This window comes from Ornithinibacillus gellani, assembly GCF_003730295.1.
Taxonomy (GTDB): domain Bacteria; phylum Bacillota; class Bacilli; order Bacillales; family Amphibacillaceae; genus Ornithinibacillus_A; species Ornithinibacillus_A gellani.
This window is the reverse complement of record NZ_QTSZ01000029.1, coordinates 318832-339983: the sequence shown is the minus strand read 5'-3', so window position 1 is coordinate 339983 and position 21152 is coordinate 318832. Positions and strand designations below refer to the sequence as shown.

Genomic DNA, 21152 nt, shown 5'->3' with positions numbered 1-21152 from the left:
GGAGAGAAATTGATTGTCGAATTTGACTGTAAAAGGCAAAGAATTATATTTGAATGATAAACCATTTCAGCTTATAGCTGGCGCCATTCACTATTTCCGGGTTGTTCCCGAGTATTGGGAGGATCGTCTTTTAAAATTGAAGGCATGTGGTTTCAATTGTGTAGAAACCTATGTTGCCTGGAATTTGCATGAGCCAAAAGAAGGAGAATTTAATTTTTCGGGTATCGCTGACTTGGAGAAGTTTATTCAAATTGCGGATAAGGTTGGGTTATATGTAATCATTCGACCTAGTCCATACATATGCGCGGAATGGGAATTTGGTGGGCTGCCAGCATGGTTATTGGCGGATCGTAATATGAAACTACGCTCTGTTTATCCGCCGTATTTAGAAAAGGTAGATCGTTATTATGATGTATTGCTGGAAAAATTACGTCCATTGCAATCTACAAATGGCGGGCCAATCATTGCGATGCAGGTGGAAAATGAGTATGGCAGCTTTGGTAATGACAAAGCCTATTTAAAGCATTTACAGGATGGCATGATTTCTCGTGGTATCGATGTACTACTCTTTACATCAGATGGACCGACAGATTTAATGCTGGAGGGCGGTACATTGGACAATGTCCTAGCAACAGTTAACTTTGGGTCAAGACCGAAGCTAGCCTTCGAAAAATTGCAGGAGCATTTTCCGAATACGCCTCAGATCGTTATGGAATATTGGAATGGATGGTTCGATCACTGGGGGGAAGCGCATCATACAAGAGACCCGCAGGACGCAGCGGATACGTTCCAAGAAATGATTGAAAATGGTGATTCCGTTAATTTCTACATGTTTCATGGTGGCACGAATTTCGGCTTTTATAATGGTGCCAATCATGGTGGCAAATATGAACCAACCATCACCAGCTATGATTATGATTGCCCGATTAGTGAGGCGGGAGATATTACCCCGAAATTCCATGCGGTAAGAAAAGCATTAGCGAAGCACCAGGATGTTGGCGAGCTTGTACTTCCGGAGCCAATTCCTAAAATGGATTATGGTACGGTAAAATTAGAGGAGTCTATCAGTTTATTTGAAGCACTGGAACAGCTATCCCAACCCGTTCGACGGGCCAATCCCGAGACGATGGAAGAATTGGGGCAGAATTATGGATTTATCTTATACCAAACCCATATCAATGGACCGCATGAAAAAGCACCATTGACTATTAAAGACGTGAGAGACCGGGCGCTCGTTTTCGTAAATAAGCAGTATGTAGGCGTGATTGATCGCTGGGAAAATAATGCATTGGATATTGAAATTCCAGAAGAAGGCGCTACTTTGGATATTCTTGTTGAAAATATGGGAAGGGTCAATTATGGTCCGGAGCTATATGACATGAAAGGAATTACTCGTGGTGTACGCTATCATTATCAATTTTTATTCGATTGGACGATTTATACCTTGCCATTAGACAATGTCGAGCAATTGCAATTTAAGAAAAATGCCTCCCAAGGAGATCCCAGGTTCTATCGCGGAACATTTGAAGTAGATGAAATCGGGGACACATTTGTTGAATTGGCAGGCTGGAAAAAAGGCGTTGTCTTTGTGAATGGATTTAACCTCGGCAGGTACTGGGAAAAAGGTCCACAGGAGACATTATATTTACCAGGCCCATTATTGAAAAAAGGTGTGAATGAGGTGGTTGTCTTTGAACTCCATGAACATGAGCATGACAGCATATCACTCATTGATGAACATAAATTAGGTTAAAAACGAAAACACTATGGAATCGACAAGACGATGTCGATTTCATAGTGTTATTGTTGTTGCTGTATTTTTTAGTGGGCATACTCAAAAGCGCATACAGTAAAGGAACCGTGATAAAATAGAAGTGGATCATCAAAGTAAAATAAGCAGTAAATATTGTAAAAAAATACCGAAGGAGAATCGTAATCATGAAACCGAATGTGTTACTAATCATGGTCGATCAAATGCGAGCAGATTGTTTAAGTATACTAGACCATCCTGTGGTAGATACCCCAAATATTGATCAGCTTGCAAGGGATGGTGTGTTATTTAACCACGCGTATTCTGCAACACCAACCTGTGTACCTGCACGTGCGGCAGTTTTGACTGGTATGTCACAGGAAAATACGGGACGGGTAGGCTACCAGGATATGGTGCCGTGGAATTATAAGCATACCATTGCAAGTGAATTCGCTCATGCAGGCTATCATACGCAGTGTATCGGAAAAATGCATACTTATCCGACTAGAAATTTATGTGGCTTTCATCATATTGAATTGCATGATGGATATATGCATTATGGACGTTTTAAATATAATACGACAACGATGGAATCACAGGAATATACCGATGATTATTTAAATTGGCTTCGGGATAAAACAGGCAGTCAGGCTGATTTAATTGACCTTGGCCTGGATTGTAACTCTTCAACCGTTGCAAGACCATGGCATCTGGCCGAAGAACTGCATCCAACCAATTGGGTAACGACACGCTCGATTGATTTTTTAAGAAGACGGGATCCGACAAAGCCATTCTTCTTGAAAATGTCCTATGTGCGGCCACATCCACCATTTGATCCACCGCAAACATTTTACGATATGTATCGGGATATGGACATGCCGGAACCACCAGTTGGGGACTGGGCAATGCAGGATGATGAGAAACAAATGGGCTTCAATCCGATTACGGATAGAGGAATTGCACCAAAAAGAAGATTGCAGCGTGCACAGGCAGCCTATTATGCATTAATCACGCATATAGATCATCAAATTGGTCGCTTTATTCAAGCGATGCAGGAATATGGTGTATACAATGATACCGTCATCTTATTTACGTCTGACCACGGTGAATTAATGGGAGATCATCATTTATTCCGCAAGTCATTGCCATATGAAGGTAGTGCCAAAGTACCTTTTATTGTAGCTGATCCAGGTAATAACCTGAACATAGAGAAAAACACACGGGCAAATGAAGTGGTGGAAATGAGAGATATCATGCCTACCCTATTGGATGCAGCAGGAATTGCTATCCCGGATACGGTAGACGGAGAAAGTACAATACCCATTTGCCAAGGGAAGACAATTGATTGGCGTTCCTATTTACATGGGGAGCATATGTATGGGAAGGAATCCTATCACTACGTTACAGATGGCTATGAAAAATATATTTGGTTCTCCCAGACAGGCAAGGAACAATACTTTGATTTACGAGACGACCCGCAAGAGCTCCATAATTTAGCTGACAAACCAGCATATGCAGAGCGAATCAAAGCATTGCGTGATTTCTTAATTAAAAAACTGGAAAACCGTGAGGAAGGCTATTCTGATGGAAAGAACTTAATCGTTGGCCAGCCAGCTAAAGCAGTACTTGATCATGTTTTATCTGATGCAGAGAACTGATACCGGCCAAACGATATCGGAAAGTAAAAAAAGAATGGGGACCAATAGATGTTATATCTTGCGGTCCTTCTTCATATCAAAATACGCGCAAAAGAGTGATAATGACATGACGAAAAATTATATCAATCCTAACACACCTTATCTGTTACATGGTGCGGACTATAACCCGGATCAGTGGTTAAACCATCCGGAAATATTGGAAGAGGATATTCGTTTGATGAAGCTGGCACATTGTAATGTAATGTCGATTGGGATGTTTTCATGGGTGTCCATGGAACCTGAGGAAGGTAAGTATGACTTTGCATGGCTTGACCACGTGATGGATAATTTAGCAAAAAATGATATCCATGTTTTTTTAGCAACACCGAGTGGAGCAAGGCCTGCGTGGATGTCCGAAAAATATCCAGAAGTATTACGTGTAGGAGCAAATAGGGTTCGTAATTTACATGGTTTTCGTCATAATCATTGTTATACATCCCCTGTATACAGGGACAAAGTGACATTAATGAATACTCGGCTTGCAGAAAGGTATGCCGATCACCCTGCAGTAATTGGCTGGCATATTTCGAATGAGTATGGTGGAGAATGTCATTGTGATTATTGTCAGGAAGCTTTTCGTCAATGGTTAAAAGAAAAATATCGTACGCTCGACGCATTAAATGCTGCCTGGTGGACAAGTTTTTGGAGTCATACGTATACAAGTTGGGAGCAGGTTGAGTCACCAGCACCACATGGTGAATCGATGGTACATGGCTTGAATCTGGATTGGAAACGCTTTGTTACGGCACAAACCATTGATTTCTTTCGTCATGAAATAAAACCATTACGGAAGAAAAATCCTGAAATTCCGGTCAATACGAATTTTATGGAGTTATTTGCAGGGCTAGACTATGCAAAATTCGCTCCCGAGATGGATTTCATTTCATGGGATTCCTATCCAACCTGGCATGATCAAACAGATGAGAAACGACTGGCAGCATATACAGCGATGAATCATGATTGGTTCCGCTCCCTAAAGGATAAACCCTTCCTACTGATGGAGAGTACGCCAAGTACAACGAACTGGCAAGGGGTTAGTAAATTAAAACGCCCTGGTATGCACCAACTATCTGCCTTGCAGGCCATTGCTCATGGTTCAGATTCCGTGCAATATTTTCAATGGCGTAAAAGTCGCGGCTCAAGCGAGAAGTTCCATGGTGCAGTCGTTGATCATGTAGGGCATGAGGAAACAAGGGTATTTAAGGATGTAACCAATGTTGGAATAGCATTGGAAAAGTTACAAGAAATTGCCGGTACGATTACACAGGCAGAAGTAGCAATCATATTTGATACAGAAAATCGCTGGGCCGTTAATGATGCGGAAGGACCAAGGAATGTCGGTGTAAAATATGAAGAAACAGTTGTCAGCCATTATCAAGCCTTTTGGGAACAGGGCATATCTGTTGACGTCATTGATATGGAAAAGGATTTATCAAAATATAAATTAGTCGTAGCTCCAATGCTTTACATGGTAAAGCCCGGTGTTGGCGAACGAATTGAACGATTTGTGGAGCAAGGTGGTACGTTTGTTGCTACGTATTGGTCCGGCATTGTTAATGATACGGATTTATGCTTTTTAACTGGATTCCCTGGACCATTAAGAAAAACACTCGGCATTTGGTCAGAAGAAATAGATGGTTTATATGACGGACAGACAAATGAAATAAAAATGGCTGATGAAAATCAGCTGGAGCTTGATCAAAGCTATACGGCGCATGAACTTTGTGACTTAATCCACTTGGAAGGTGCACGGGCCTTAGCTTATTATCAACATGATTTTTATAAGGGAATGCCGGCACTTACTGTTCATGATTTTGGCCAAGGGCAAGCATATTATATTGCTTCCAGGAATAAAGGGGATTTTCATCTGGATTTTTATAAAAAAGTAGCGGAGAAGGCGGGGGTAAAGCCGGTATTATCTACTAATCTACCAGCTGGCGTGACAGCCCAAAAACGTACTAATGGGGAGCAAGATTATATCTTTTTACTCAACTTCACCGATGAGAAACAAATGATTCAGCTAGAAGATGGTGTCTATGAAGACTTGCTAGAAGATTACCAAGTACAGGAAGAAATGGAGCTTGCACCTTTAGACGTCCACATTTTGAAATGTAAAGCCCAAAAATAAATCATTTCCAAAGAGGCCTGGTGAGATGCGATGTTACGAACGACGGATAATCATTTCATAGATTCAGCCGGAAGACAAGTTATTTTGCATGGGGTGAATATGGTTTGTAAGGATAAAAGCCGTCAATACATTGGTCAGTGGGATATAGAAGATATTAAGAAATTGAAGCAATGGGGTATGAATGTGATTCGGCTTGGTGTTATATGGGATGGCTTGGAGCCAGAGCCAGGGATGTTTCATGATGCGTATATTGAAAAACTGCGTCGATTTATTCAGCTTGCTGCCGAACACGAGGTTATGGTGATTTTGGACATGCATCAGGACCTGTATAGTGCTGCATATGCAAGTGGTGCACCTACATGGGCAACCATAACCGATGGGGAAATCTATGAGCCAGGTCCGGTTTGGAGTGATGCCTACTTGTTTAATCCTGCGGTGCAGCATGCGTTTGATCATTTTTGGGCGAACACTGCTGCACCGGATGGAATTGGGATTCAAGATCATTTTATTCAAGCATGGACCTATTTGGTGGAAAAGTTACATGTCGAATCGAATGTCATTGGATATGATTTAATGAATGAACCGTTCATAGGGGGTCCCGTAGAACAGGTTAATGAAGCACTGTTTTCAACCTTTGCAGAAAAATACCGCGAGCGGTATGGGGATATCTATATGGAAACCTTAATTGCCGCCTGGGGAGCGGCCGATAAGAAGTTGGAGTTATTAAGTTTACTAGACGATATCGAAGTCTTCACAAGTGTAATAGATGCAACAACCCTTGTATTACAACCGTTTGAAAAACATATTTTAACTTCATTTTATCGAGACGTTGCAAGTGCTATTCGACCCATCGACCAGACAGGAATTCTATTTCTTGAAACAAATTACTTCTCGAATCTAGGTGTAGAAAGCAGGATTGAACCTATTCGCGATGCGAAAGGTAATAAAGATAGGAACCAGGCCTATGCACCACATGCCTATGATCTTGTAACCGATACAGATGCCAGTCATTTAGCAAATGGAAAACGACTGGAAGTTATTTTCAATCGTCATGAACGAACACGTCAAAGATTGAAGATGCCCATGGTCATCGGTGAATGGGGTGCATTTTATCAATCAGATTCATGCGCCCATGTTTCCCTTTACATTCAACGATTATTGGAAGCGTTATTATGTGGTGATACGTATTGGCATTATGAAAAAGATATGGATCAAAGTACTGCTTTTTTGGGGGTTCAGCGTGGTTATCCAATGGCTGTTGCGGGCGAATTATTGACGTATCGTTATGAACATATCGTTCGTGCTTTTCATATGTCCTGGTCTGAATCAGATAAATTAACACAGCCTACGATAATCTATTTACCTAGTGTAAAGGATATTCAGATTACCTTGACACCAATCGGAAGTGAATATGAAGTCGAAAAACTTGCTGAAACAGATGCAGGAATAGTAAAGATTCCAGTTGTTGGAAATTGGAATAGAAACATCGTCATTACAGAGATGAATCAGTAGAAACACAATTGAAACGTATCGGAGAGGAGAAAACTAATCATGCATGCAACAGGGGCAAAGCCAAATATCGTTTTTATATTGTCGGATGACCAAGGTGCATGGGCGCTAGGATGCGCAGGAAATCATGAAATACGCACTCCGAATTTGGATCGGCTTGCTGCATCGGGAATTCGTTTCGAGAATTTCTTTTGTACATCCCCCGTCTGCTCGCCAGCAAGGGCTTCCTTGTTTACAGGGAAGATCCCGTCCCAACATGGTGTCCACGATTGGATTAGGGAAGGGAATACTGGGGTAGATGCGACAGCATACCTTGAAGGGCAGACCGCTTTCACAGAAATTTTGGCAGAGGAGGGCTACCACTGTGGAATCAGTGGAAAATGGCATTTAGGTGATAGTCAAACACCACAAAAAAGCTTTCAGCACTGGTTTGTTCATGAAAAGGGCGGGGGTCCATACTATGGTGCAAAAATGGTTCGTAATGGAGAGCTTGTGGTAGAGGAAGAATATCTAACAGATGTGATCACCGACGATGGAATTGATTTTATTAAGCGACATGCCAAGGATACTGAACCTTTTTATCTAAGTGTACATTACACAGCACCACATGATCCCTGGATCAATCAGCATCCTCAGGATATTGTTGATTCCTATGACGATTGTTTGTTTGAAACCTGCCCTCAGGAAGAGAGACATCCATGGACCATTCCAACCGCTCCAGGACGTGAGAATACGAGGGAGCATTTAAAAGGATATTTTGCCGCAGTTACCGCGATGGATGCTAATATTGGCAGGATTTTGGACACATTAGAGGAAGCAGGAATTCGCGATGATACACTTGTTGTTTTTTTAAGTGACAATGGTTTTAATTGTGGGCATCACGGAATCTGGGGGAAAGGAAATGGTACTTTTCCACAAAATATGTATGACACATCTGTAAAGGTCCCTGCCATATTCAGCCATCCCGGAAGCATACCAGCAAATAGAGTTGCTAATGACCTGGTAAGTGGCTATGATTTTATGCCAACATTGCTAGATTATTTGGGGCTTGCTTCATGCGCACCGAATAACATACCAGGCCACAGTATACTTTCCGTTTTACAAGGAAAGCAAATGAAAGAACGGCAAAACATTGTCATATATGACGAATATGGCCCGGTCCGGATGATTCGTAATAAGGAATGGAAGTATATTCATCGATATCCGTACGGACCACATGAGCTGTATCATCTGGTGGAGGATCCGGGAGAAACACATAACTTAGTAGACAAGGAAGCATATGCATCCATTCAGACGGCACTCAAGGCTGAGCTGGAGCAATGGTTTTACGAATATGTTGATCCAGCAAAAGATGGAACACATCAGCCTGTCAAAGGCTATGGGCAGCTTGGACTAGCTGGGATTCAAGCAAAAGGTAAAAATGCATTTGCATCAGACAATTAATATTTAAAGTTGGTGGTAAAATGGGAACGACAGCAAAGCAATTAAAGACGAGATGTTTAAGTTCTTTGACGAAAGTATTTGCGGATGAGGAATTGCAAGATACAGCATATAATCGTGGCTCCGCATTAAGGAATGAAACCTATTCTTTCCAGGTCGCTTTTTATACAAATGGACCAATGATAAAAGATATTCAAGTGCATATAGAATCAGAAATAGATGCCGAAATTCAACTTCGAACAGTTGGTTTAGCACCTTCCGAGTTTCCTTGTTATGTGCATCATGATGAGAACATATTACGGTCCACTCCTGGGTTGTACCCGGATCCGCTCTTTCCCGTAACAGAGGAAGGATTGACCGCTTTTACCAATCAGTGGCGATCCCTGTGGGTAACCGTGGATGTAGATACACATGCACCAGCTGGATTACATGATATAGGTGTTTCTTTTCAAGCGGCATCTGGTGAAACTTTAGCTAATGAAGTGTTTCAATTGGAAGTCATTCCTGCCGAGCTACCTGAACAACAGCTGATTCATACGGAATGGTTTCACACCGATTGTATTGCGGATCAGTATCAGGTTGATGTGTTTAGTGAGCCTCATTGGAAACTCGTGGAAAAATATGTACAAACAGCCGTGAAGCACGGTATGAATATGTTATTGACCCCCATATTTACACCACCGCTAGATACAGAAATTGGGGGGGAGCGCCCAACAGTTCAGCTGGTAGCAGTTGAAAAAGAGGGAGAGCATTATACTTTTTCTTTTGAAAAACTAAAGCGTTGGATTGATATGTGTTCGAACATTGGAATCCGATATTTTGAGTTTTCCCATTTATTTTCACAGTGGGGAGCAAAACATGCACCAAAGATTATGGCTACTGAAAATGGGGAAATGAAACAAATATTTGGCTGGGATACGGATGCAAGTGGAGTGGATTATCGTTCGTTTTTAAATCAGTTTTTACCTGAATTGGTTCGCTTTATTCATGAACAAGGTCTAAAGGATCGTGTCTATTTTCATGTATCCGATGAACCAAGTATTCAAGATATCGAGTCATATAAAAGCGCGAGTGAGCAATTACATGAACACCTATCGGCATTTCCAATTATGGATGCTTTATCCGATTATGATTTTTACCAGAAAGGACTTGTTAAAAACCCGATACCTGCAAACAATCATATCGAAGCCTTTTTAGAAAATGGGGTTCCAGATCTTTGGACATATTATTGCTGTGCCCAAAATGTAGATGTATCCAATCGTTTCTTTGCCTTTCCGTCTGCAAGAAATCGTGTAATTGGGATGCAGCTTTATAAATATGACATAAAAGGATTCTTACATTGGGGCTATAATTTTTGGTTTACCCAGTTTTCTAAAAGGTCACTTGATCCATTTCGTAATACAGATGCTGGCTATGGTTTTCCATCTGGAGATGCGTTTGTCGTATACCCAGGGGAAGATGGCCCAATAGAATCGATTCGTTTGGAGGTTTTTTATGAAGGTTTACAAGACCAAAGGGCATTACAATTATTGGAAAGCTTGATAGGAAAAGAAGAAGTAGTTGCTTTATTGGAAAAGGATTTAGACAAGCCCATTACTTTTAAAGCATACCCTGAGGATAAACTCGACATATTACAGAAACGAGAAGAAGTGAATCGGCTCATTGCAAAAAATATTAAATGAGACGAAAGATCAAAAGTGAAAGCAATACATTACAACAAAAAAGCTTCAATAACGACTTGTATCTTAGTCTGTATGGTACATTGAACACTTTCATTATTTTATATAACGAGGGAAGTGAAAGGATAGAGATGAACCAATTAAAGCCAACAGAAAAACAATTAGCTTTTCAATCATGGGAGTTTGGTTTGTTTATACATTTTGGACTGCGAACATTCTATGAAGGCTATGTCGATTTTGATAAACGAGACATGTCTCCAGAAAAATTTAATCCTAATCAATTAAACTGTGAGCAATGGATTGAAACTGCAAAAAAAGCAGGAATGAAATATGCTGTTTTGACAGCAAAACATCACGACGGATTCTCAAATTGGCCTTCCGATTATACGGATTTTTCAGTTGCAGACTCGCCGTGGAAAAATGGGCAAGGGGATGTTATTGCAGATTTTGTCGATGCCTGCAGGAAGTATGATATTAAGCCAGGCCTTTATTATTCCCCCTATGACGGTGCTGCTGATTTTTATGAGGATAAAGATAGCAAGGCATATGATGATTATTTCGTTAATCAAATCACTGAATTGCTTGGTAATTATGGTGAAATAGATATTCTTTGGTTTGATGGGGCTGGTTCTGCTGGGCATGAATATGACTGGCCGCGTATTGTGAAACAGATTCGAACATTGCAACCCAATATTCTCATTTTTAATATGGCTGATCCGGATTTTCGCTGGATTGGCAATGAAGATGGGATTGCGCCGATTTCGAGCTTTAACGTGGTTAATCATGTTGAGGTTTCTATTTATGATAAGGAAACAACCACGCTCACAGAATCTCGTTGGTTACCGGCGGAATGTGATGTTCAGATGCGGTCTAACTGGTTCTACAGTGATCAGGACGAAGATACCATAAAGAGCTTGAAAGAATTGATGGGAATTTATTATCATTCGGTCGGTCGTGGTACAAATTTGCTATTAAATATCGGTCCGAATCGTGAAGGAGTTTTACCTGCAAAAGATACAGAAAGATTGCTCGAATTTGGAGAAGAAATCAGAAAGCAATTTGATCATCCGATTCTGTCAGAAAAGAATTTTAAGCGTCAAGATGATAAATGGATATATCAAACTAATAACCCAAAATTCATTGAACGAATTGTTATTCAGGAAGATCTGACAGAAGGAGAAAACATCATTCATTTTAAGGTGAATATCATAACAGCCAAAACACGACATCACGTGTTGATACATGAGGGAAGAAATATTGGCAATAAAATCATTATTCCTATTCCGCCTGTAAAGGTTAGTGGCTTGGTAATTGAGGTTGTCGAACGTATTGGGCATCCACAGATTCATAAAATAGCAGTTTACTAATTTTATACATCATGCAGCAAGCTTTACAAATTTAATGAATAAGGAATAGATATTTGAGACATAATCAGTTCGCCTTGTGTGGGCTTATATGGATCTTTGCCCCCATGGTAATGCATCGCACACAGAAAAAGCGCCCTGCTTTTCCAAGGAGTCTGTGTATATTCCTTGAGCTGATACATGTTATTGTTTGTCATCTCAACGGATAATTTAATTTTACCAGTGCGTACTATTTTTATATCTATAAAGCGGAATAAAACTACGGAAACTATTAAGGGACCAGCCGTGTACGCAACCGACAAAGAAAGTGAACTTCTTCTTAGTCGGTTGCGACCGGCCCGTGGAACGCGGAGTAGATTGATGGAGCGACGAAGTTAATCAAATAAAAGGGAAAAAATTAGTAAATCTACTCCATCACTTACGGAGGTGATCCTTATAAAAATCAACTAGGATTTGCTTTCCCAGGCGTGTAGAGATACTACCAGTACCCCTCATTTCAACAAATTCACAATAAAAAATAGCCATGTTTATCCTTTCGTGATAAACATGGCTGTGTGACTGGTTAAGTCCCAGTCTTTTTTTCACTTAATTTTCTGTGAAGCGTTTGTAGGCTTTTTCTTGTACTTCCATGTATTCATCTAGCCCGATGTTTTTAACCGTTTCAACATATTTATCCCATTCATCGAGTGATTCGCTTCCTGAGATAAATTTATCGCGCATTTCATTCACGTATTTCTCCAAATCGGCACCGGAAGAAGTCATGATTCTGATTTCTTCATCCGTGTACGTGAAGGATGGCCATACCTCTTCTACAAAATAAGGTTCTAATTTTTTAGCTGCCTCCTTGGAAGAAGGTGCGCCTTCTGCACCTTTAAAATAATCTTCCTTTAAAATGCCTGGATATTGCCCTCCTGGCCAAGTTAGATATTGTGCAACTGCCTGGTCCAGCGATAATTCCGGATTATTAGCAATTTCATCTATATATTCATATTCTCCATCTTCCGTTACTTCATATGTTTCGCCTTCGAAGCCCATGAAGAACATTCTTGCACCTTCATCACTATAGAAATAGTCCATCCATCTTACTGTTGCTGCTGGATGTTCATTTGCACTTGTAATGACAAAACCAGTGATACTAGATGGAAAACCAATTCCACTAAACGCTTTTTCACCATGTGGACCTTCTAATGCATTTCCACCAGTGTAATTCTTTCCTATATCACCACTAAAGAGTTCCTCAGGACTATGGTTATAGACACTACCATATACTCCCTCTGCACCATTAGCATAAAAACGATCATGCTCAAGCGTGAAGATATTTTTTTCAATTAAGCCTTCATCATATAATTTTTTCACGTATTCAAGCATTTCTTTATAATCATCCGAAATTGGATAGAATCGTAATTGATTACGCTCTGGGTCCATATCGATGAATTGATGGGTTTGCCCACGGTTTCCAACTCCAAATGAGCCCTTTAACCATGTCAATATACCGCCAATCGATTGTGAACCAAGTGGAATGGCATTGTTGTTGCCGGGATCCTTTTCTTTAACAGCTTTTAAATATTCATAGAGTTCTTCTGTTGTTTCAGGGTTATCCATTCCAAGCTCATCTAGCCAATCCTGTCTAATCCAAGGTCCTTCACTAATTTGCAATGCAGTGAAATCCGGATCTGAAATGAGCGGGAAAGAGTAGATGTTTCCATCTGGAAATGTTATTGCTTTTTTAATCTCCGGATTTTCATCTAATATCTTTTTAAAGTTTGGCGCATATTTATCAATTAAATCGTTTAAAGGAATAAACATGCCTTGTTCACCATATTTTAAAATGTCTGTTACTGGTATAACTGCACTATGGTATGCATCAGGCAGGTTATTGCTGGATAGCGATAGATTTCGTTGCTCTGTCAAACCTTCCCATGGTACCATTTTCCACTTCACATCTATATTTGTCATTTCTTCATATTTATTAAAGACTAAAACATCGTTCCAATCATCAGCGGTAGCTGGTGCCTTTCCGGCAAAAAAGTTTAGTTCGATTTCTTCGTCAACAATTGGCATTCCGGTTTCATTTACATTATCCAGATCTTCTTTTTCAATATTTTTTGTTGCTTCATCCCCCTTACCGCTACAAGCACCGAGTAGTAAGATGGAACAAAGTATGAACAATGATATGGAAAAAGCTTTAAATCTCATTTGTACACCCCTAATTCTGTAATATTTAATATCTAGTTGTAAATGTAAATAATGGTGTCCATGTGATTCCATAGACTAGGATTCTAGTGTTAATCACTTTCCCCCCTTCTATATAAATTTACCTATTTATCTTAAAATTAATAGATTGCGGCATTGGTGTTACATAGAATATTTTTTTATATTTTTATATAAAGCCTTATAGCTACCCATTGACTATACAATAAGTGAATTAATGTATAGTGCTGCATATAAAAAGCTTGAATGCTTCATACAGATACGATTATATGTGAAAACGCTTTATAACCGCGATTATGAAAAGAGGTTGGACAACACTATAATTATCAGTTGAAAAAACGAACTGCAAGATGAATACGAATTAACTTAGAAACAGAATGGAGCTTTTTCTACTTGTGATAACCCGCTTTTTGAAGCGATCTTTCATGATGGTAGCTGCGATGATACGGAATCAAGCAGCTACCATCTAATAATATCGTATCGCCTTCTAGCACATCGATTGTATACGGTCGATGAATTAAGAGGGATCAAAGATAGCAATGTTCGTTATTTGATAGATAAAAATAGTGTTGTTCCAGCCTCCTTTTGGTTTAAAAAAAGAATTGATTCTTCTTAGTTTTCACTATATCGGTCATAAGCGTTTTGCTGTACTTCCATATAATCTTCGAGTCCCATAGCATTGATTTCTTTTACGTAGTCATCCCATTTTGAAAAAGGAATTTCCCCTACAATAAATTTATCGCGCATTTCTTGAACATATTTTTCAATATCTGAACCGGCAGATGAGAGAATACGGTTTTCATCTTCCGTATAGGTAAAGGATGGCCATGACACATCTGATAAATAAGGTTCCAATTTTTTAGTAGCCTCCAAGGAAGCCTCTGATGTTTCTGACCCCATAAAATAGTCCTGACGCATAATTCCTGGTGGCCATAGCCCAACCCAGGCTAATCGCTTTCTTAATTCTTCATCCAGGGTCAGTCCATCCGGGCTATTTGTAATTTCGTCAACATATTCAAAACCATCTTCAGTTTCTTCATATGTTTCACCTTCAACACCCATATACTGGAATCTTGAGCCCTCTTCTGTATAGAAATAGTCCTGCCATTTAACAATTGCTGCAGGGTTTTCAGCATTACTTGTGATAACGAGACCATCTATTCTTCCAACAGCATTACTCTTACTGTAAAATTGATAGCCTTTAGGACCTTTTAGTGGAACACCACCTACATAGAGTCCTGTTTTTGTTCCAAATGTATCATCTGGGCTATAGAAAACGGTGCTACCATACATCCCATTCGCACCATTCGCCAGAAATTGGTCATTCTCTATTGTAAAGATATTTTGATTGATTAACTTCTCATCATATAGCTTGTGAACGTATTCTAACATTTCTTTATAGTCATCTGAAGTGGGAATGAAGCGCAGGTCATCTTTTTCTGGATCAAGGTCGATATATGGATGACCTTGGGCATTTAACCCAAATGATCCTCTAAGCCAGCGAATTAATTCTGAAATGTTTCTACCACCATACGGTACTGCTTCAATATTCTTATCACCAGGGTTGTCCTCTTTAACCGCCTTTAGATAGTCGTAATACTCTTCAGTTGTTTCCGGCATTTCCATATTTAATTCATCCAACCATTCTTGATTATACCAAGGTCTTGCTCCTACAAGTAAGGACAGGAATTCCGGGTCTTGAATGGTAGGCAATGCATATATATTGCCATCTGGGAATGTAATTGCCTTTCGTACCTCTGGATATTCATCCAAGACTTGTTGCAGATTTGGTGCGTATTTCTCAATTAAATCATTTAATGGAATGAACGAACCTTGTTTTCCATATTTAAATAAGTCAAGATTCTTTAGACCGGCCGCATAAAAAGCATCTGGTAAATCCTTATTTGCTAATCTTAAATTTCTTTTTTCTTCCAATGTAGAATCAGGTACTTGCTCCCATTCCACTTTAACATTGGTCATTTTTTCATATTCATTCCAAATAAATAAATCATTCCAATCCCCTTGATTAGGGTTGGATGCAGAAAACATAGATATTGTAATAGGCTCTTTAACGACTGGGAATTGTTTATCTGTAAGATTATCTAAATCTTCTTTTTCAACATTTGAATTCCCTTCGTCTGTTTTGCCTCCACTACATGCTGCAAGCAACAGAATTAGTATGAGTACTGAAAACAGATACACTTTTTTCATCGACTGATTGACACTCCTCTTTTTTATCTTTCCTTTGCCTGAACCAGTTTATCCTCGACATGTCTCACTGTATATTTGTTAGGAGTTTAAGGAAAATTAAGTTAACTTATGAAGGAGTGGGTGAACCAATGCCTATCATGGATTGAGTTCGTCCTTCAACAAACTGTTTTCACTCTATTTATATCCTTTCAAACCGTTATACAGTTAGGAATACAATTATGAACCACATTCACCTCCTTTTAACAATGATTAATAAATTATTTATTAAATAAATTACTAAAATCATTCTAGCATGTGAAAGTTCATGTGTAAATAACGGATGATAGAAAACAGGTAATTATTAAAATATTTACAATACGGTAGAGAAAGGTTTAAGATGAGGTCCATCGCTTTCATTTTTATTTGCATTGTCTAGCATTTGTGTAAAGAAATGATGATATATTATTCGTAAGATGGATAGGGACAGAACCATAAAGAACATATAATTTACAAATTTTGGATTAAAATATCACAAAAGTAAGTTAATTTTAAAAAGTTGTGATATAATTGACGAAAAGTGTTTTTTAATAGGGGGGGTTCTATGAAACGTGGAACATTTCAATTAATGAAATCAGTTAATAAATCCTTAGTTTTAAATAAAATACGTACCAACCAGCCAATTTCTCGTGCACAAATAGCTAAAGATACAAAACTTACACCACCCACGGTAAGCAGTATCGTTAGAGAATTATTGGCAGAGGATTTGGTTGTAGAAAGCAGTCTTGGAGAATCCCAAGGTGGTCGCAAACCAACCATGCTGTTAATTAACCAGGATGCCTTATGTGTGATTGGAGTGGATGCTGGTGCAGATTGGATAAAATGTTTTGTAAGTAATTTGTCCGGTAAAATTGTGGCAAGGGTAGAGCCAAAATCAATTAAGCGGCCAATTACGGAAGCAGATTTTCTAGCAGATTTAATCGAAGTAATTCATTCCGCCCTGGATTCATTGTCTAAACCAGATAAAGTGATGGGAATCGGTGTAGCGATGCACGGGGTAGTAGACGTAGAAAATGGATTATCATTAGTTGCACCAAACCTGGGGCTTCGTGATATCCCTATCATGGAAGCGCTTGAAAAAGAGTTTGAAATGATAGTGAAGGTTGAAAATGATGTACGAGCTATGGCACTTGGTGAATCTTGGCTTAATCAATTGGACCATATTGGCAGTATGTTAATGGTTAATATGGGCAGCGGTGTCGGTGCAGGACTTGTAATTGATGGTAAGTTATATCATGGTGCCGCGGATCTGGCTGGTGAGGTTGGTCATATGACCATCGATCTGAACGGAGATGTTTGTACATGTGGAAATAAAGGATGTTTTCAAACCTTTGCTAGTGGAGATGCCATCGTAAAACAAGCGAAGTCATTTATTAAACAAGCGTTGCAACAGGGAAACCAAATAGATCCGTCCCGTTATTCAGCTGTCCAGTTGACAGAGGATTTACAGGCTCTTATTCAACAGAATGCTGAGGATTATCAGCAGTTTTTGGATGCGGATATTACCTTTGAAGACATACATAACAAAGCAATAAAAGGCGATGAAATCTGTGTTCATCTTTTACGAAAAATAGGAGAAATTATTGGAATTGCATTAACCAATTTGGTGCATGTTATTAATCCAGATTTGATTGTGTTGGGGGGAAGTGTGTCCAAAGCGAAAGCATTTATATTGCCTGTGATTACGGAAATGATACAGCAACGAGGATTGACAAAGGAGGCAAAGCAAACCAAAATTGCAGTAACTGCTTTTGGTGATGATGCGACACTAATGGGTGCTGTTTCCTTATTATTAGTAGAGTTGTTTGAAACGGTTTAATTTTAGGTATCATAATCCCGAAGGAAAACTGAGGAAAGAGTATTTTCTTTTGGGATTATCCTAATAAATTATAGCTAACTATGCATTGGATTTTATTTAATTCTTTTAAAATATTGTATTGTCAGTTTATATTCTATATAATATTAATTAAGTTAACTTACTCCATAAAAGAGTACTACAATAATGCTTTATGATGGGACAGGAGGACGAAAGGACATGTTTGTTGAAGATTTAAAGGACTTGGATATGCTTCACCGGAACCGAATGGAGAGCAGGTCTTATTTTTTTCCCTTTCAAGATAAAAAGAAAGCGTTATCTTACAATCAAAATGTATCATCAAGATTTCGGTCATTAAATGGTGTATGGCGGTTTAAATATACAGATAATCCGCATGAAGCGCCGGCAATCAATCAAATTAGCGAGGAAAACACGACGCATTGGGATACTATACAAGTTCCCCACCATTGGCAATTACAGGGATATGATTATCCGCATTATACAAATGTAGATTTTCCATTTCCTGTTGATCCGCCACATGTGCCAACTGAAAATCCAACGGGCTCCTATCACCGTGAATTTACAATTCCTAAGAATTGGACAGGAGATGAGATTTATTTACGATTTGAAGGCGTTGATAATTGCTTCCACGTTTGGGTAAATGGGGAAGAGGTTGGTTATAGTGAGGGTAGTCGCTTGCCTTCGGAGTTTCATATTACCAAGTATTTACGGAAAGGAAAAAACACGCTTGATGTTCGGGTTTACAAGTGGTCTGTGTCTAGTTATATGGAAGACCAGGATATGTGGTGGCTAAGTGGTATTTTCCGTGATGTATATTTACTTGCACGTCCATCTGTACATATTCGTGATACTTTTATTCGCACTTACTTAGATGATGACTATCGTGATGCAAGGTTAAATATGCAAGTAGATCTTGCGGAAACTTGCGGCGAACAAAACACTGCATCCATTTTGGAATATCAATTGCTGGATGCGTTTAACGAGGAAGTTGTTTCTGAAGAAATAAATGTATCAGCAGGGACATCTCAACTAAATATCGATGTGAAAATAAACGAGCCAAATAAATGGTCTGCAGAGAACCCATATTTATACCATTTATTAATCATATTGAAAAATGATCGACATGAAGTGTTAGAAGTCGTTCCACAGCGGGTTGGTTTTCGTAAAGTTGAAGTTAAAGATGGTCTTTTCCTAGTTAATGGCGTAGCAGTAAAATTCAAAGGCGTAAACCGGCATGATAATCATCCGGATTTAGGACGTGCAGTGCGTCGGGAACACATGGAAAGAGATATTATTTTAATGAAACAGAGTAATGTCAACGCTGTCCGTTGTGCACATTATCCAAATGACTCACAATTTTATGATCTATGTGACGAATATGGTTTGTATGTCATAGATGAGGCGGATTTAGAAACGCATGGTTTTGAAGTTACCGGGAATATTCATGAATTAAGTAATGATCCCGCCTGGGAAAAAGCCTATGTTGATCGGATGGAAAGAATGGTAGAACGCAGTAAAAATCATCCATCCATTGTAATGTGGTCACTCGGTAATGAATCAGGCTATGGCTGTAATCATGATGCGATGCATAGATGGGCACATGAACGGGATGATACCCGAATTGTCCATTATGAAGGAGAGTGCCGAACCATTCCCTATTGGGAAGATGATTCCATAGATGAGCCAGTATCATCTGATATCTTTTCATCCATGTATACCCCGATAGACAGATTAATCAAGCTTGGCCAACGCACAGACTACAGTCGCCCGCATATTATTTGTGAGTACGCACATGCAATGGGGAATGGACCTGGCTCTTTCAAGGAGTATTGGGAAACCTTTTATCAATATGATCGATTACAAGGTGGATTTGTTTGGGAATGGGCTGATCATGGAATTCGCTCCCGCACAAAAGAAGGAGAAGAATTTTTTGCGTATGGTGGTGACTTTGGAGATCAGCCGAATGATTATAACTTTGTCATTGATGGGTTGGTTATGCCAGATAGAACTCCATCACCAGGTTATTATGAACATAAAAAGGTGATTGAGCCAATTAATGTGGAGATTGAGAGTATAGAAAAGAAGCAATTTCGCTTGCATAATCGGTATGATTTTCTGGATTTGTCTCACCTGCACGCAACGTGGAGTGTAGAGGCGGCTGGCGATGTCATTCAACAGGGCACCTTAGCAGTTTCTAATGTGGAAGCTCGTTCGACAAAGTCAATTACAATTCCTTACACCATACCAGCAGCACGGAAATCAGAAACGGAATATGTATTGAATGTGCGATTTACGCTTGCAGTTGATACAAATTGGGCACAAGCAGGTCATGAAATAGCATGGTCGCAATTTATCCTGACTGAACAACCTGAAGTAACAGAACCTGCAGCAAATGATTTGGATATAAACCCATTACACGTTCACGTGATAAATCATACCCTCCAAATTGAGGGAAGTAATTTTTCAGTAGACTTCAATAGGATTACCGGGGAAATGTCATCATGGGTTACAGATGGCATGCAGCAAATCAAAACAGGTCCGAGGCTGCAATTCTGGCGTGCAATGACCAATAATGACCATCGTTCCGAACATATGTGGAAGAAATACCGTGTACATGAACTTCAGCAAAGAACAGATGATGTAACATGGGAATTAAACGATTCTAATACGAAGGTAACGGTTCGTGTTGCACAGCGTATTGCACCACCTGTTCTAGCATGGGGGATTCATGTAGCGCTTGAATACAGTATCTATGGGAATGGACATATTTTCGTAGAGGTTTCTGGGAACCCTGAAGGAAATGTCCCGCGCACATTGCCGCGTATTGGATTGGAAATGACCATTCCTACAGAAACAGATGAAGTGAGCTGGTATGGTCGCGGACCTGGTGAAGCTTATGCAGATACGAAAGAAGCGGCACGTATCGGATTATACCGAAAATCTGTTGCAGATATGATGACAAATTATATATACCCTCAAGAAAACGGTAATCGTATCGATGTAAGATGGGCTTCCTTTACGAACCGTTCCGGAATGGGATATAAGGTAATAGGGCAACAGGATTTTAACTTTAGTGCCCACAGATATTCGGTTGCGGATATAGACATGGCCCAGCACACGTATGATCTGGAAGCGCGGGATGATATATATGTTCATCTTGATTATCAACAGCATGGAATTGGAAGTGCGAGCTGTGGTCCAGACGTATTACCGGAATATGAATTATTAACAGAGGCTTTCCGCTTCAAGCTATGCTTGGCCCCTTCGCAATCATAATGATATTGCGTGTG

11 protein-coding genes are annotated in these 21152 nt (G+C 39.6%); 9 read left to right on the top strand and 2 right to left on the bottom strand.

What is annotated here, in order from left to right; all coding sequences use genetic code 11:
• Positions 1-13 precede the first annotated feature (13 nt).
• The 7 genes from DX933_RS09665 to DX933_RS09635 all read left to right on the top strand — a co-directional run bounded on the left by DX933_RS09665 (position 14) and on the right by DX933_RS09635 (position 11570).
• Positions 14-1753: a glycoside hydrolase family 35 protein gene (locus DX933_RS09665; protein ID WP_123316227.1), complete on the top strand. Its 1740-nt coding sequence runs from the start codon at positions 14-16 to the stop codon at positions 1751-1753.
• Between the two features lie 185 nt (positions 1754-1938).
• Complete coding sequence (locus DX933_RS09660) at positions 1939-3408, top strand: arylsulfatase (protein WP_190279478.1); 1470 nt, start codon at positions 1939-1941, stop codon at positions 3406-3408.
• 106 nt (positions 3409-3514) lie between these two features.
• The gene (locus tag DX933_RS09655) at positions 3515-5575 is read left to right on the top strand and encodes a beta-galactosidase (protein ID WP_123316225.1); all 2061 of its coding nucleotides are present in this window, start codon (positions 3515-3517) and stop codon (positions 5573-5575) included.
• Positions 5576-5605: 30 nt separating this feature from the next.
• Positions 5606-7087 (top strand): cellulase family glycosylhydrolase, encoded by a 1482-nt coding sequence (locus tag DX933_RS09650; protein WP_123316224.1) that lies wholly within the window; start codon positions 5606-5608, stop codon positions 7085-7087.
• Positions 7088-7126: 39 nt separating this feature from the next.
• Entirely contained in the window at positions 7127-8527 is a 1401-nt protein-coding gene (locus DX933_RS09645) for a sulfatase-like hydrolase/transferase (protein WP_123316223.1), read from the top strand.
• Between the two features lie 20 nt (positions 8528-8547).
• Entirely contained in the window at positions 8548-10206 is a 1659-nt protein-coding gene (locus DX933_RS09640) for a DUF4091 domain-containing protein (protein WP_123316222.1), read from the top strand.
• Between the two features lie 128 nt (positions 10207-10334).
• Complete coding sequence (locus DX933_RS09635) at positions 10335-11570, top strand: alpha-L-fucosidase (RefSeq protein WP_123316221.1); 1236 nt, start codon at positions 10335-10337, stop codon at positions 11568-11570.
• A gap of 582 nt (positions 11571-12152) precedes the next feature.
• Here DX933_RS09635 and DX933_RS09625 read toward each other — a convergent pair.
• Positions 12153-13763 (bottom strand): extracellular solute-binding protein, encoded by a 1611-nt coding sequence (locus tag DX933_RS09625; protein ID WP_123316327.1) that lies wholly within the window; start codon positions 13761-13763, stop codon positions 12153-12155.
• Positions 13764-14390: 627 nt separating this feature from the next.
• Positions 14391-15989, bottom strand: a complete 1599-nt coding sequence (locus DX933_RS09620) for an extracellular solute-binding protein (protein WP_123316219.1) — start codon at positions 15987-15989, stop codon at positions 14391-14393.
• Positions 15990-16569: 580 nt separating this feature from the next.
• Here DX933_RS09620 and DX933_RS09615 point away from each other — a divergent pair.
• Together DX933_RS09615 and DX933_RS09610 are read left to right on the top strand one after the other, a co-directional pair.
• On the top strand, positions 16570-17844 hold the full coding sequence (locus DX933_RS09615) for an ROK family protein (protein ID WP_123316218.1): 1275 nt from the start codon (positions 16570-16572) through the stop codon (positions 17842-17844).
• Between the two features lie 216 nt (positions 17845-18060).
• Positions 18061-21138 (top strand): glycoside hydrolase family 2 TIM barrel-domain containing protein, encoded by a 3078-nt coding sequence (locus DX933_RS09610; protein WP_123316217.1) that lies wholly within the window; start codon positions 18061-18063, stop codon positions 21136-21138.
• Positions 21139-21152 lie beyond the last annotated feature (14 nt).